Genomic DNA, 13,747 nt, shown 5'->3' on the forward strand with positions numbered 1-13,747 from the left:
CCAGCCTAGGCCGGAGGACCGACGGGGGCCTCAGGGAAGCGCTCGTCGAGCCAGGCGACCACGTCGGCGAGCACCTCGGCGCGGTTCGTCTCCTGGAACAGCTCGTGCCGCGCCTCCGGGTACACGCGGACGCTCACGTCGGTGAGCCCGGAGCGGCGCCGGTACGCCTGGGCGAGCGCGCGCATCGAGCGCTCGCCGCCGAGGGTGTCCTCGGAGCCGCCGATGATGAGCAGCGGCAGGTCGGGCTCGAGGTGCCGCGAAGGCCGCCCCACCAGTCGCAGCGTCTCGCGCACCCCGACCCGCTTGGCGAGCGGATCGGTGAAGGTGAGCGGGTCGTCCTGGAAGCGCTGCCACACCTCGGGGTCGCGCGAGAGCCACTCGAGCCTCAGGCCACCGGGCACGCGGTGGCGGCGGGTCAGGTCGCCTCCGTTCATGTAGCCCGGGAGGCGGTACGCCGTGCCGCTGAGAACGAACGCCGCGTAGTCGGAGCCGTCGCGGTCGACGATCCGCTGCGCCATCAGCGAGCCCCAGGAGTGGCCGAGCAGCACGATCGGCACGCCGGGCGACTCCGCGGCGAGCAGGCGGGTGAGGAGCGTGATCGCGTCCTCGGTCGCGCGGAGACCGCCGGGACCGAGGCGGCCGAGCTGCGACGCGTCCCCGCCGTGCTGCTCGAAGCCGGTGCGGCCGTGCCCGCGGTGGTCGTCGGCGGCGACCGCGTAGCCGGCGGCGACCAGCGTCTCGGCGACCTCGAGGTACCGGCCGGAGTGCTCGCCGACTCCGTGCGCGAGCTGCACGATCGCCCGGGGCCGCGGGAGCGGCCAGTGCCGGTAGTGGATCGTCACGCCGTGGGCGTCCTGGTAGGTCCTGTCGACCGCGGTGTCGGGCATGCGACCAGTGTGGCGCACCCCGGCGGACGTCCCGCGCGGCCGTTCAGCGCCGCTAAGCGACCGAGACCTGAGAAGATACTCACGATCGAGCCGGTGACACCGTGCCCGAACAGCGGGATCGTTAGCGTTCTAGCGACGTATCGACCCCTGCGACCGTCCCCGACCCCATCTCGAGCGAGGCCAGCCCCCCATGACCGTGTCGCCCCTGATCTGGACACTGACGATCGTCTTCATCGTCCTGCTCCTGCTCTTCGACTTCTTCTTCCACGTCCGCAAGGCCCACGAGCCGACTCTCAAGGAGTCGGCGAAGTGGTCGGCCCTCTACGTCGGCATCGCCGTCGCCTTCGGCATCGGCGTGCTCGTGTTCGGCGGAGCGACCCCCGGCTCCGAGTACTTCGCCGGGTACATCACCGAGAAGGCGCTCTCGGTCGACAACCTGTTCGTCTTCCTGATCATCATGGCGAGCTTCAAGGTGCCCCGCGCCGACCAGCAGAAGGTGCTGCTCTTCGGCATCGTCTTCGCGCTGATCGCCCGCACCGGCTTCATCTTCCTCGGCGCCGCACTGATCAACTCGTTCGCCTGGGTCTTCTATCTCTTCGGCCTGATCCTGCTCCTCACCGCCTTCAACCTGGTCAAGCCCGGCGACGAGCACGCGGGCGACAACGTGATGGTCCGCCTCGCCAAGCGCCTCTTCAAGACGAGCGACAAGTACGACGGCGACAAGTTCTACACGCACATCGACGGCAAGAAGGTCCTCACGCCGATGATCCTGGTCATGGCGGCCATCGGCGGAACGGACATCCTGTTCGCGCTCGACAGCGTGCCCGCGATCTTCGGTCTGACCAACGACGTCTACCTCGTCTTCACGGCGACCGCGTTCTCGCTGCTCGGACTCCGCCAGCTCTACTTCCTGATCGACGGGCTCCTCGACCGCCTGGTCTACCTCAGCATCGGACTCGCGGCGATCCTCGCCTTCATCGGCGTGAAGCTGATCCTGCACGCGCTGCACGAGAACACCCTGCCGTTCATCAACGGCGGCGAGCACGTCGAGGTCTTCGAGATCAGCACCGGCCTCTCGCTGACGGTGATCATCGGCGTCCTCGCCGTCACCGTGATCGCGTCGCTCCTCAGCCCGAAGGGCCGGAAGATGGCGGCGGAGGCCGCGGAGCGCCAGCGCGTCGCCGCAGCGGCCGGTGCCGACGCGGACGCCAAGCACTGATCCCTCCGCACAACTGAGGCTGGGACGCCGATTCGTCGAGAGATCGACCGGATCGCGCGTCCCAGCCTTCGTTGTGCGGCTACTTCGCGCGATACCGGTGCTCGGGCCGACCGGTCGAGCCGTAGCTGAGGGTCATCTCGACCAGACCGCGCCCCGCGAGCCCCGAGAGGTAGCGCTGCGCCGTCGCGCGCGAGATGCCCGCGCGCTCGGCGACCTCGAGGGCCGAGAGCTCGCCGCCGGAGTCGGAGAGCCGGGCGAGCACGAGCTGCTCGGTCGCCGAGCGCGAGGGCTGCGCCGCCGTCGCGTCGCCCGAGTGCAGGATGCGCAGCGCGCGCTCGACCGCCTCCTGATCGGCCACGCGGTCCTCGCGCAGCACGTTGCGGAAGCGGACGTAGGCGTCGAGCCGCTCGCCCAGCAGCCGCGCGTCGAACGGCTTGATCAGGTAGCCGAGCGCCCCCGCGTGCAGCGCGCGACGGACGGTCGCTCCGTCGGAGGCTGCGCTCACCACGAACGCGTCGGTGTCGAGCTCCCGGAGCAGCGCGATCCCGCTCTGGTCCGGCAGGTGCACGTCGAGCAGCAGCAGATCCGGGGCGCTCTCGTGCACCGCCGCCCTGGCCGCCCTCGCGGTGTGCACGGGCGGCAGCGCGCGGAGGCCCTGCCGGGCGTCCACGAGATCGGCGTGCAGCTGCGCGACGCGGAAGTCGTCGTCGACCACCAGCACCGTGCGCTCCTCGGTCGTCATGCGTCGTCCTCCTCGATGGGCGGCCGGACGGCCCCGGGCAGGCGGGCGCAGAGCACCGCTCCCCCGGAGTCGCCGCCCGCGTCGGCAAGCCAGACCTCGCCGCCCCGCCGCGCCGCGACCTCGCGGCAGAGCGGGAGCCCGAAGCCGCGGCCGTGCACCCTGTCGTCGTCGATGCCGCTCGTCGCCCCGCGGGAGAAGAGCGACTCCGGATCGGCCACCCCGTCGCCGGAGTCGGCGACCGTCACGAACAGGGTCTCGCCGTCGTCGAGCAGCTCGACCTCGACGAAGCGCACGTCGCGGCGCCCCTCGACGGCCGCCCGCACCGCGTTGTCGACGAGGTTGCCGACCACCGTCGCGACGTCCTCCGGCTCGACGACGACTCCGCGCACGAGCGTCTCCTCGCCGAGCGTCAGCAGCACGCCCCGCTCGGCGGCCTCGATCCCCTTCGCGCCGACCAGCGCCTGGAGGTACGGCTCCTGGAGCCGGTCGGCGTGCTGCACGGGGTACTTCAGCGGTCCGCGCGTCAGCACCTCGCCGAGGTAGTCGCGCGCCGACTCGGTGCGGCCGGCGTCCAGCAGCCCCGCGACCACGTGCAGGCGGTTGGCGAACTCGTGCCGCTGCACGCGCAGTGCGTTGGTCATGGCGCCGACCGCGTCGAGGCGGCGGCTGAGGGCCGCCAGATCGGTGCGATCGCGCAGCACGACCACGATGCCGAGATCGCGGTCGCCGCGGGTGACCCTCCGGATGTCGACGTAGACGATGCGGGAGCGCACCACGAAGCCCTCGGCGGCCGCCGGCGGCTCGGGCGAGCGCAGCGACGCCTCGATCACGTCGGCGAGCGGGGTGGGCAGCCCGAGCTCGGCCAGCGGACGCCCGTGCAGGGCGCGCCCGGTCGGGTCCTCCGAGCCGAGGATCGCGGCGGCGCGGGCGTTGCAGACGCCGATCCGCCCGTCGCGGTCGAACGCGAGCACGCCCTCGTCGACCCCGTCGAGCACGGCGGCCTGGTCCTGCACGAGCGAGGTGAGCTCCTCGGGGGCGAGCCCGAGGGTGAGCCGCAGCAGGCGGCGACGGATGAAGACGGAGGCGACGACGGCGAGCGCCAGCCCGGCGAGCGCCGCGGCCAGCACCCCGAGCAGCGCGGTCGGCAGATCGGTGAAGACGCTCGAGCGCGCGAAGCCGATGCTGACCTCGCCCACCACGACCCCGTCCGGGGCCTCCGGCGCGAAGACCGGCACCTTCGCGCGCGCCGACTCCCCCAGCGTCCCCGTGCCCCACGACACCGTCTCGCGGCCGGCGAGCGCCTCCTCCGGACTCGTGGAGACGACCTCGCCGAGGCGCGCCGGGTCGGGGTGGGCCAGCCGGATGCCCTCGTCGTCGGTGATGACGACGAAGAGGGCACCGGTGCGCCGCTCGACCGCTTCGGCGACGTCCTCGAGCACGCCGTCCTGAAGCTGCTCGCGCGAGGGCGTCCCCGGGTCGGCGGAGTAGGCGGTGACGGCGTCGCGCACGTCCGAGTCCTCGGCGACGGTGCGGGCGATGGCGAGCGCCGTCTCCTCCGCCTCGCCGCGGAGCTGCTGCACGCTGAGCGCCGTGACGAGTCCGGCGCAGACGAGCACCGCCGCCGAGACGGTCGCGAGCTGCAGCACGAGCACGTGGGTCGCGAAGCGCATCGGGCCTCCTCGCCGGTCGTCACTGCGCAGAATGCGCAGAACCCACACTATGCGCAGATCGCGCGCAAACGAGCGATACCCCGGCGGCCCGGCCGCGCCTCCCTAGTGTGTCCACGACCCGGAGAGCCGACGCTCCCCCGGCGGCCGGACGCACGACGACGAAGGAGTCAGCAGTGTTGGTAGTACTCGGATTCACGATGATCCTGGCCTTCATGGCCCTGATCATGACCAAGCGGCTGACGCCCATGGTCGCCCTGATCGTCGTGCCGACGATCTTCGGCCTCTTCGCCGGCGCCGGTCTGGGCATCGGCGACATGGTGCTCGAGGCGATCGGCAGCCTCGCCCCGACCGCCGCGCTGCTGATGTTCGCGATCATGTACTTCGGGATCATGATTGACGTCGGACTCTTCGACCCCCTGATCCGCTTCATCGTCCGCGCGCTCGGCGACGACCCGGCCAAGGTCGTCCTCGGCACGGCGCTGCTGGCCGGAGCGGTCTCGCTCGACGGCGACGGCTCGACCACCTTCATCGTGACGACCGCGGCCATGCTGCCGATCTACCTCCGCCTCGGGATGAACCCCGTCGTGCTCACCTGCGTCGCCGGTCTCGCGAACGGCACCCTCAACATCGTCCCCTGGGGCGGACCGACGGTGCGCGCCGCCGCCGCCCTGCAGGTCTCGCCGAGCGAGATCTTCGTGCCGATGCTCCCCTCCCTCGCGGTGGGCCTGGTCGTCACCCTCGTCTTCGCCTGGTTCCTCGGACTCGGCGAGCGCCGCCGCCTCGGCTCGCTCGCCCTCGCCGAGCCGATGCTCGAGCGCGAGCTCGTCGGCGCCTCGAACAAGGCCCGCGGAGGCATCGCCGCCTTCACCGGCGGCATCCGCACCGTCGCCCGCGAGCGCTTCTCGTTCCTCCGGGGCCCGGAGTCGCTCCGCGGCGCCCAGGTCGCCGTCGCCGCCCGCGTGCAGGCCGACGACGCCGACACCGCGATGGCCGACACCATGCTCGACCCCGAGCGCGAGACCCTCCGCCCCAAGCTCATCTGGGTCAACCTCGTGCTGACCCTCGCCGTGATGACCCTGCTGGTGGCCGATGTGCTGCCCCTCGCCTACGTCTTCATGGTCGGCGCGGCGGTCGCGCTGCTCATCAACTTCCCGAAGATGAAGGACCAGGCGTCCGAGATCGTCAAGCACGCCCCGAGCATCGTCGGCGTCGTCTCGATGGTGCTCGCGGCGGGCGTCCTGATCGGCGTGCTCAACGGCACCGGCATGGTCGACGCGATGGCGGAGTGGGTCGTCGACGTCATCCCGCCGGCGCTCGGACCGTTCCTCGCCGTCATCACCGGCATCCTCAGCATCCCGATGACCTTCTTCATGTCGAACGACGCCTTCTACTACGGCATCCTCCCGGTGCTCTCCGAGAGCGCCGCGAACTACGGCATCGACCCGGTCGAGATGGCCCGCGCCTCGATCACCGGGCAGCCCGTGCACCTGCAGAGCCCGCTCGTGCCGGCGATCCTGCTGCTGGTGTCCCTCGCCGCCGTCAACCTGGGCGACCACCACCGCAAGGTGCTCTGGCGCGCGGTGGTCGTCTCGCTGGTGATGCTCGCGGTCGGCGTGGTGGTCGGCGCGATCCCCTTCGGCTGACCGGCCTCAGCACATCGTCGGCTGGGACCGCCTCTCGCGCACCGTCGTGCGCGACGAGCGGTCTCAGCCGACGTTGTGCGCGGCCTCGACCGGAGCGCGGGTGCCGTTGTAGGCGTCCCGGTCGATCTCGTCGTCCGCGTTCGCGACCAGCATCGCCACGAACGTGTCTCCGTTCACGTTGAGGAAGGTGCGGAAGATCCCGGTGAACCAGTCGACCGCGATGAGCAGCCCGACGGCCTGGACCGGCAGTCCGAGCGTGCTCGCGAGGAACAGCGCGACCACGGGGAACCCGCCCGGCACGGTGATCGTGCCCATGTTCAGGAGGATGGCGAGTCCCATCCCGAGCAGGACCTGCGCGGGCGACAGCGTCACGTTCCCCGCTTGGGCGAGGAAGAACACGACGATCGTGTAGTTGAGCACCGCGCCGTAGGACCCCATCGTCAGCCCGATCGAGAGCGTGAAGTTCGCGACGCGCTCGCTCACCCCGATCCTCTCGACCGTGTTCCTGAGCACCGTCGGGTACGTCACCGCCGAGCTCGTGGTGGTGACGGCGATGACCGTCTGCTCGGCGAGCTTGCGCGGCAGGCGACGAGGATCCAGGCGCGTGCGCAGAGCCACCACCGCGACGAAGACCACGGTCAGGATCAGGACTCCGAGCGCAGTCGTGCCGAGGTAGGCGAGCGCCGTGGTGACGACCGCGAGGCCGACCTCGCCGGTGAGCGACGCGAGGAGCGCGAAGACGCCGATCGGAGCGATGCGCATCACGAGCCGGATCAGCACGAGCAGGATCTGCTGGAGCTGCTCGAGGCCCTGGAGCACGAGCCGGCTGCCCGTCGACGCGACGTAGCTGTTCAGCGCCACGCCGAACAGGAGCGAGAACACGATGATGGGGACCATCGTGGCGGTCGACATCGACGCGACGATGTTCGTCGAGAAGAAGCCGAGCACGGTGTCCTGCCAGCCCACCGCCTCCGTCGCCGACTGCTCGAGCGCGGGGTCGAGCTCGCCCTCGAAGGTGGCACCCGCTCCCGGCTGCAGGAGCACGCTGAGCGCGACGGCCAGCGACGCGGCGACGATCGAGAAGCCGATCATCCACGCGAAGGTGCGGGCCGCCAGGCGCCCCGTCCCGACTCCGCCCATGGATCCTGTGGCGACGATGACCGACGCCATCACCAGCGGCACGATCGCCATCGGGATGAGACGGATGAAGATCTGGCCGAGGAACTCGAGGTTCCCGGCCCACTCGCCGGCGATCAGGCCGAAGACGACGCCGGCGACGGCGGCGATGCCGATCTGGGAGGCGGGGTGCTTGAGGATGCCCAGCTTCACGGAGTCTCCGTCGGACGAGGGCGGACCGACGCGATCCCGAGCCGGTGAGCGGAGCCTCCATTGAGTCCGACGCGTGTTGCGCCCTCGCGTCACGGGCGTTTCGACCTCGTGACGTCAGCCCAGCAGCGGCGCGATGTTCTCGTTCCACACGTCGAACCCGAGCTTCAGGATGAGCGCGCCGACGACTGCGAGGAACGCGATCCGGATGAACCGGCTCCCCTTGGCCACCGCCATCCGCGAGCCGAGGTAGGCGCCCGCCACGTTGGCGAGGCCCATGAACAGGCCCAGCACCCAGATCACGTGGCCGCCGGGGATGAAGTAGAGCAGCGCGCCGAGGTTCGTCGCCACGTTGACGATCTTCGCCTTGGCGCTCGCCAGCAGGAAGTCGTACCCGAGGGCCGTGATCAGCGCGATGATCAGGAACGTCCCCGTGCCGGGCCCGATCAGCCCGTCGTAGAAGCCGATCACCAGCCCGAGCACCGCCGCGGTCACGAGGTGCCGGCGGCCCGCGTGCTTCAGCGCCGTCGCCGCTCCCATCGTCGGCCGGGCGATCGTGACCACGGCCACGACGATCAGCGCCACGACGATGATCGGCTTGAAGACGGAGGAGGGGAGCAGCCCCGCGAGCGTCGCGCCTCCGTAGCTGCCCGCGAGGGCCACGGCCGCCATCGGCAGCGCCGTGCGCAGATCGGGCTTCGCGCGCCGGTAGAAGGTGATCGCGCTCGTCGTCGTCCCGAAGATCGACGCGAGTTTGTTGGTCGCGAGCGCCTGGACCGGCGAGATCCCCGGGACGAGGAGCAGCGCGGGCAGCTGCAGCAGGCCGCCGCCGCCCACCACGGCGTCGATCCAGCCCGCGGCGAACGCGGCGAGGATCATGAGCGCGATGATCGGGAGACCCGGGTCGGAGGTGAAGTCGAGCACTTCTGCGAGCGTACGCGAGGGCGTCGACCCCCTCGACTCGGCGACGGTGCCGCCCTAGGGTCGGCGGCATGCGATTCGGACTCTTCATCCCCCAGGGCTGGCGCCACGACCTCGTCGGCATCGACCCCGCCCAGCAGTGGCGCACCATGAACGACCTCGCTCAGCACGCCGACGCCGGCGCCTGGGAGTCGATCTGGGTGTACGACCACTTCCACACCGTCCCGAAGGTGACCGAGGAGGCGACGCACGAGGCCTGGTCGCTGATGAGCGCGTTCGGCGCCACCACCTCGCGCGTCCGCCTCGGCCAGATGTGCACCTGCATGAGCTACCGCAACCCGGCCTACCTCGCGAAGGTGGCGACGACGGTCGACATCATCTCGGGCGGCCGCGTCGAGATGGGCATCGGCGGCGGCTGGTACGAGCACGAGTGGCGTGCTTACGGCTACGGCTTTCCGTCGATCGGCGAGCGCCTCGGCCGCCTCGACGAGGGCGTGCAGATCATGCGTCAGGCGTGGACCACGGGCAGCTCGACCCTCGACGGCGAGCACTACCAGGTCGACGGCGCGCAGAACCGGCCGCTCCCCCTCCAGAGCGACGGCATCCCGCTGTGGGTGGCCGGCGGAGGCGAGAAGGTCACGCTGCGCATCGCCGCGCAGTACGCGCAGTACACCAACTTCGCCGGGGCTCCGGAGGCGTTCGACCAGAAGAGCGCAGTGCTGCGCGGTCACTGCGAGCGCCTGGGCACCGACTACTCGGCGATCACCCGCAGCGCCAACTACAACGTGATGATCGGCGAGACCGAGGCCGAGGTCGAGCAGGGGCTCCAGCGCCTCGAGGAGCGCGTGGCACCGTACCTCGGAGCCGAGGGCGCCGCGGCCTTCGTCGGCGAGTACCGCAGCCCCGACGCGCTCGCGGTCGGCACGCCCGCGCAGATCCTCGACCGCCTCGGCGACATGGAGTCGCGCGGGATGGACTACGGGATCTTCTACTTCCCGGACGCCGCCTACGACCGCTCGGGCATCGAGCTGTTCGAGCGCGAGGTGCAGTCGAAGCTGTCCTGACGGGGCGCCCGCTGACCCACCCGCAGAGCAGGCTTCAGCCCTGCCGTTCTGACGGACGTGGATCTCGATACGCCCGCTGCGCGGGCTACTCGATCAGCGAGGACGGGGCCAGGTCGCATTCGCAGCGGAGCCGCTGCCCCTCCATGCTGGTCGAGTAGCCCCGCAGGCGCGTGTCGAGACCCACCCGCTTCAGCAGATCAGGCTCGAGCCCTGCCCTTCTGACGGACATGGATCTCGACACGCCCGCTGCGCGGGCTACTCGATCAGCGAGGGATGCCGCACATCCGCGAGTCGCCGCCCCTGGGAGACTCACTGGCGCCGTGGGCTGCGTGCTCGCGCGACGGGGCGGCGGGCGGAGCACGCGCGAGGTGGCATCCCCCGCCTACGCCTCGCGTCGCGGCGGCGCAAGTCCCTGCGTGGCCGAGGCCGCCCCGCCTACGGTCGGAGCATGGACGCACAGGACATCCGCTGGAACGACGAAGCACGGGCCAAGATCCTCGACGACTCCGACGCGGTGCTCCGCGAAGCCGTCCTCGATCTGGCGAAGACCAAGAAGGGCGAGCCCTGGGAGGACGTCTTCGCCGAGCTGAACGCGCGCCTCAAGGACCGCTTCATCGACTTCGAGCCCGGCCCGGACCTCCGCAAGTACGCCGAGGCGGTCTCGGCCGGCGAGTTCGGCGACGAGTCGTGAGCGGCTCCGGTGACCCGGCCCTGGGCGACGAGATCGATTCGATCCTCAACCTCGGCGAGGGCCGCGTCGGCGAGACGGCCGGCCCCGAGGACGTCGAGCAGAAGCTGACGCCCGAAGAGGACGCCGCGATCGAGAAGAAGCTCAAGGGTCAGGACTGACCCTCCTGACGCACGGAAGGCCCGCTCCCCCTCGAGGGAGCGGGCCTTCCGAATGCTCGGACTACGCCGAGAGCTTCTCGTAGTCGATGTAGCCCTCGGGTCCGTTGGCGTACACCGTGGCCTGGTCGAGCTCGTTCTCGGCGTGCCCGCCCTGCCAGCGCTCGACGAGGTCGGGGTTGGCCATCACGGGGCGGCCCACGGCGACGGCGTCGGCGTGACCGTCCGAGATGAGAGCGGTCGCCTCCTCGCGGCTGGTCGGGCTGCCGAAGCCGCTGTTCGCGACGAGGACGCCGCCGAAGCGCGTGCGGAGATCCTGTACGAACTCTCCGGCGGGCTCGGCGTGCAGGACGCTGAGGTACGCGAGTCCGAGCGGCGCGAGGCCGTCGACGAGCGCCTCGTAGGTGGCGCGCACGTCGTCGGCGTCGGTCTCGAGGACGTCCTGGATGTTGTGGCTCGGCGAGATGCGGATGCCGACACGGCCGGCTCCGACCTCGTCGGCGATGGCGCGCGTGACCTCGAGCGGGAACGCGACCCGCGCCTCGGGGCTTCCGCCGTAGGCGTCGGTGCGGACGTTCGACGCCGGGGAGAGGAACTCGTGCAGCAGGTAGCCGTTCGCCGAGTGCACCTCGACCCCGTCGAAGCCCGCGTCGATCGCGCGGCGCGCGGCGGCGACGAACTCGTCGCGGACGTCGGCGAGCTCCTCGGTGGTCAGCGCGTGCGGAACGGGGAACGGCTTCTTGTCGCCGTCGGGCACGCGGACCTCGTCGGCGATCGCGATCGCGCTCGGCGCGACGATCCGGTCGGTCCCGGTGATGTCGGTGTGCGAGACGCGCCCGGCGTTCATCAGCTGCATCACGATGCGTCCGCCGGCGGCGTGCACGGACTCGGCGACGGCGCGCCAGCCCTCGGCCTGTGCGGGGGTGGCGATCCCGGGCTGGCCCGCGTAGCCCTTCGACTCCGCGCTCGGGAACACTCCCTCGCTGATGATGAGGCCGATGCTGGCGCGCTGCGCGTAGTGCTCGGCGATGAGGGCACCGGGGATGCCCATCTCGTCGGCGCGCAGGCGCGTCATGGGCGCCATCACGATGCGGTTGGGCAGCTCGAGGTCACCTGCGGTGAGGGGGGAGAACGGATCCACGGATCGCCTTTCAGAGAGGAACGGGGACGGGGCGAGCGGGACTCGCACCCCGGTCGGCAACGGCGACACCCATCCGGGCATTCCGATTCCCGGCGTTCTCCCATCCGTCGGCGTCCCGTCCTGCTCGGCGCGGGGTGGGCTGTCTACACTCGGGAGGCGAACGACGAAGGAGTGTGCGCGATGCCGGCGAGACCGATCGACGAGTCCCCCCTCCGCGGGCACCCCGCGAAGCACCGCCGCCGGCTCCCGGAGGCGCTCCTCGCGCTCGCCGCAGCCGTCGCCCTCGTGATCGCCCCGGCGATGACGGCCTCCGCCGAGTCGCCGGTCTCGTTCGCCTCCTCCCCTGTGCTCGATGCGGCCGGTGCGCTCAGCCCCGCCGACGTCGCCTCGGTCGAGCAGGCGGCGTCCACGCTCTACGACGAGCACCGCGTGCAGCTCTTCGTCGCGTTCGTCGACGACTTCTCCGACCCGTCGGACCGCGCCGCGTGGGCCGACGAGACGGCGACCCTCAACGGGCTCGGCACCGACGACGTCCTGCTGGCCGTCGCCGTCGAGCAGCGGCAGTACCAGGTCTCGGTCGCCCAGGGCTTCGCGCTCGACGACGCCCAGGTCTCCTCCCTGCAGACCGACGACATCGAGCCGCGACTCGTCGAGAGCGACTGGGCCCGAGCCGCGGTCGCCGCGGCCGAGGGCATCGGCACGCGCCTCGACGCCCCGACCGCGGGCGAGACCCTCGGCTCCGGCCTCCTGATCACCCTCGGGATCCTGGCCGCGCTCGTCGTGCTGGGCGTCGTCGTCTGGCTGCTGGTCGGCCGCTCCCGGCGCAGGAGGGCCGCGGAGGCGGTCGAGGCCTCTCTCGACGAGCTCGCGACGCAGGCGGGCTCGGCGCTCGTCCACGCCGACGACGCCGTCCGCACCAGCGAGCAGGAGGTCGGCTTCGCGGAGGCGCAGTTCGGCAGCGACGCCACCGGCCCGTTCCGCGAGGCGCTCGTCACTGCCAAGGGCGTGCTCGGCGAGGCCTTCAGCCTGCAGCAGCGCCTCGACGACTCCGAGCCCGAGACCGACCAGGAGCGCCGCGACGGCTACGCGCGGATCCTCGAGCTCTGCGCCGGGATCGACCGGGTGCTGGACGAGAAGGCCGAGGCGTTCGAGCAGCTCCGGGCCCTCGAGAAGAACGCTCCGGAGGTGGCCGCCCAGCTCTCCGCGCGCGTCGCGACCGTCTCGGAGCGCCTCTCGCCCACCCGCTCGATCCTCGCCGACCTCGCCGCCCGCTACGCCCCCTCCGCCATCGACGATGTGAGCGACGACGCCGACGAGGCCGAGGACCGCCTCCGCTTCGCGCGGGACGGCGCCGGCTCGGCGCTCGAGGCGATCTCGTCCGGCGACACGGGACGCGCCGCCGTGCTCCTGCGCGCGGGGCAGCAGGCGGCGGAGCAGGCGTCCGGCCTGCTCGACGCGGTCGCCACCCGAGCGACGGATCTGCGCGAGGCCGAGGGGTCGCTCGCCGCCCGTCTCGCCGAGATCCGCGCCGACGTCGCCCAGGGCCGCGCGCTCGCCGCGGCGTCGACCGACCCGGAGTCGGCGGCACTCGCGCAGAACGTCGGAGCCGCGGTCGCCGAGACCACGGCCGCTCTCGACGGGATCGAGCGCGACGCCTCCGCCACTCCCCGCGACCCGCTCGGCCTGCTCGAGCGGCTCACCGCGGCCGATGCGACCATCGACACCGCCGTGGGCGGCTACCGCGACGCGCAGGCCCAGCAGCAGCGGGAGCGCGCGGCGCTGACGGCCGAGCTCACCGCCGCTCGCAGCCGGGTCTCGGCCGCCGAGGACTTCATCGCCTCCCGCCGCGGCGCCGTCGGCTCGGAGGCCCGCACCCGGGTCGCGGAGGCCGCCCGCGCCGCCGAGTACGCGGCCCAGATCGCCGCGACCGACCCGCGCGAGGCGCTCGCGTCCGCGCAGCGCGCCTCCTCCCTCGCTCAGCAGGCCCTCGACCGGGCGCGCTCGGAGGCGAGCGCCTACAGTGCCCCGAACGCCGTCGGCAGCCCCTTCGGCGGGAACACCACGGGGGCCTTCCTCGGCGGGATCCTCGTCGACTCGCTGCTCGGCGGCGGCGGACGCCGCTCGGGCTACCGCTCCGGCGGCTTCGGCGGCGGCGGCTTCTCGGGCGGCTTCGGTGGAGGCGGCTCGTCCCGCCGGTCCGGCGGCGGCGGAGGCTTCGGCGGTGGCCGCAGCGGCGGCGGCGGCGGACGTCGCGGCGGCGGCGGACGCTTCTGACCCGCGAGATCTTC

Annotated in this window: 12 protein-coding genes; 6 read left to right on the top strand and 6 right to left on the bottom strand. The window is 72.0% G+C overall.

The features are described 5' to 3' along the window. Positions 1–5 precede the first annotated feature (5 nt). Positions 6–887 carry an alpha/beta fold hydrolase gene (locus tag GRS92_RS01320; RefSeq protein WP_159852566.1) on the bottom strand — a complete coding sequence of 294 codons (882 nt, stop codon included), beginning with the start codon at positions 885–887 and terminating at the stop codon, positions 6–8. A 190-nt stretch (positions 888–1,077) separates the two neighbouring features. Between GRS92_RS01320 and GRS92_RS01325 the strand changes: the two genes are divergently transcribed. Then, positions 1,078–2,106 (top strand): TerC family protein, encoded by a 1,029-nt coding sequence (locus tag GRS92_RS01325; protein WP_159852568.1) that lies wholly within the window; start codon positions 1,078–1,080, stop codon positions 2,104–2,106. 79 nt (positions 2,107–2,185) lie between these two features. Here GRS92_RS01325 and GRS92_RS01330 read toward each other — a convergent pair whose 3' ends face one another. Both GRS92_RS01330 and GRS92_RS01335 read right to left on the bottom strand, forming a co-directional pair. Continuing rightward, positions 2,186–2,848 (bottom strand): response regulator, encoded by a 663-nt coding sequence (locus GRS92_RS01330; protein WP_159852570.1) that lies wholly within the window; start codon positions 2,846–2,848, stop codon positions 2,186–2,188. Then, positions 2,845–4,518 carry a sensor histidine kinase gene (locus GRS92_RS01335; protein WP_159852572.1) on the bottom strand — a complete coding sequence of 558 codons (1,674 nt, stop codon included), beginning with the start codon at positions 4,516–4,518 and terminating at the stop codon, positions 2,845–2,847. The genes GRS92_RS01330 and GRS92_RS01335 overlap by 4 nt, the downstream gene beginning before the upstream one ends. Before the next feature lie 197 nt (positions 4,519–4,715). Here GRS92_RS01335 and GRS92_RS01340 point away from each other — a divergent pair, with 197 nt between their 5' ends. After that, positions 4,716–6,161: a CitMHS family transporter gene (locus tag GRS92_RS01340; RefSeq protein WP_159853233.1), complete on the top strand. Its 1,446-nt coding sequence runs from the start codon at positions 4,716–4,718 to the stop codon at positions 6,159–6,161. Between the two features lie 63 nt (positions 6,162–6,224). Here the strand turns inward: GRS92_RS01340 and GRS92_RS01345 are convergent, their stop codons facing one another. Beyond that, positions 6,225–7,490, bottom strand: a complete 1,266-nt coding sequence (locus GRS92_RS01345; RefSeq protein WP_204162338.1) for a dicarboxylate/amino acid:cation symporter — start codon at positions 7,488–7,490, stop codon at positions 6,225–6,227. A gap of 114 nt (positions 7,491–7,604) precedes the next feature. Continuing rightward, positions 7,605–8,366, bottom strand: a complete 762-nt coding sequence (locus GRS92_RS01350) for a sulfite exporter TauE/SafE family protein (RefSeq protein ID WP_159853237.1) — start codon at positions 8,364–8,366, stop codon at positions 7,605–7,607. 113 nt (positions 8,367–8,479) lie between these two features. Here GRS92_RS01350 and GRS92_RS01355 point away from each other — a divergent pair, with 113 nt between their 5' ends. The 3 genes from GRS92_RS01355 to GRS92_RS01365 all read left to right on the top strand — a co-directional run bounded on the left by GRS92_RS01355 (position 8,480) and on the right by GRS92_RS01365 (position 10,321). After that, positions 8,480–9,472, top strand: coding sequence for an LLM class F420-dependent oxidoreductase (locus tag GRS92_RS01355; protein ID WP_159852574.1), 993 nt, complete (start codon positions 8,480–8,482; stop codon positions 9,470–9,472). A gap of 448 nt (positions 9,473–9,920) precedes the next feature. Then, entirely contained in the window at positions 9,921–10,163 is a 243-nt protein-coding gene (locus GRS92_RS01360; RefSeq protein ID WP_159852576.1) for a hypothetical protein, read from the top strand. Continuing rightward, entirely contained in the window at positions 10,160–10,321 is a 162-nt protein-coding gene (locus GRS92_RS01365; RefSeq protein WP_159852578.1) for a hypothetical protein, read from the top strand. The genes GRS92_RS01360 and GRS92_RS01365 overlap by 4 nt, the downstream gene beginning before the upstream one ends. A gap of 61 nt (positions 10,322–10,382) precedes the next feature. On the opposite strand, the gene GRS92_RS01370 is transcribed toward GRS92_RS01365, so the two are convergent. Continuing rightward, on the bottom strand, positions 10,383–11,459 hold the full coding sequence (locus GRS92_RS01370; protein WP_159852580.1) for an alkene reductase: 1,077 nt from the start codon (positions 11,457–11,459) through the stop codon (positions 10,383–10,385). A 180-nt stretch (positions 11,460–11,639) separates the two neighbouring features. Here GRS92_RS01370 and GRS92_RS18810 point away from each other — a divergent pair, with 180 nt between their 5' ends. Next, positions 11,640–13,733 (top strand): TPM domain-containing protein, encoded by a 2,094-nt coding sequence (locus tag GRS92_RS18810; RefSeq protein WP_204162339.1) that lies wholly within the window; start codon positions 11,640–11,642, stop codon positions 13,731–13,733. Positions 13,734–13,747: the final 14 nt, after the last annotated feature.

Source organism: Rathayibacter sp. VKM Ac-2754, assembly GCF_009807095.1.
Taxonomy (GTDB): Bacteria; Actinomycetota; Actinomycetes; order Actinomycetales; family Microbacteriaceae; genus Rathayibacter.

What these genes read in the sequence shown, in the direction of transcription:
- GRS92_RS01320 (WP_159852566.1), bottom strand. Translation starts at nt 887, where the DNA reads ATGCCCGACACCGCGGTCGACAGGACCTACCAGGACGCCCACGGCGTG.
- GRS92_RS01325 (WP_159852568.1), top strand. Translation starts at nt 1,078, where the DNA reads ATGACCGTGTCGCCCCTGATCTGGACACTGACGATCGTCTTCATCGTC.
- GRS92_RS01330 (WP_159852570.1), bottom strand. Translation starts at nt 2,848, where the DNA reads ATGACGACCGAGGAGCGCACGGTGCTGGTGGTCGACGACGACTTCCGC.
- GRS92_RS01335 (WP_159852572.1), bottom strand. Translation starts at nt 4,518, where the DNA reads ATGCGCTTCGCGACCCACGTGCTCGTGCTGCAGCTCGCGACCGTCTCG.
- GRS92_RS01340 (WP_159853233.1), top strand. Translation starts at nt 4,716, where the DNA reads ATGATCCTGGCCTTCATGGCCCTGATCATGACCAAGCGGCTGACGCCC.
- GRS92_RS01350 (WP_159853237.1), bottom strand. Translation starts at nt 8,366, where the DNA reads ATGATCCTCGCCGCGTTCGCCGCGGGCTGGATCGACGCCGTGGTGGGC.
- GRS92_RS01355 (WP_159852574.1), top strand. Translation starts at nt 8,480, where the DNA reads ATGCGATTCGGACTCTTCATCCCCCAGGGCTGGCGCCACGACCTCGTC.
- GRS92_RS01360 (WP_159852576.1), top strand. Translation starts at nt 9,921, where the DNA reads ATGGACGCACAGGACATCCGCTGGAACGACGAAGCACGGGCCAAGATC.
- GRS92_RS18810 (WP_204162339.1), top strand. Translation starts at nt 11,640, where the DNA reads ATGCCGGCGAGACCGATCGACGAGTCCCCCCTCCGCGGGCACCCCGCG.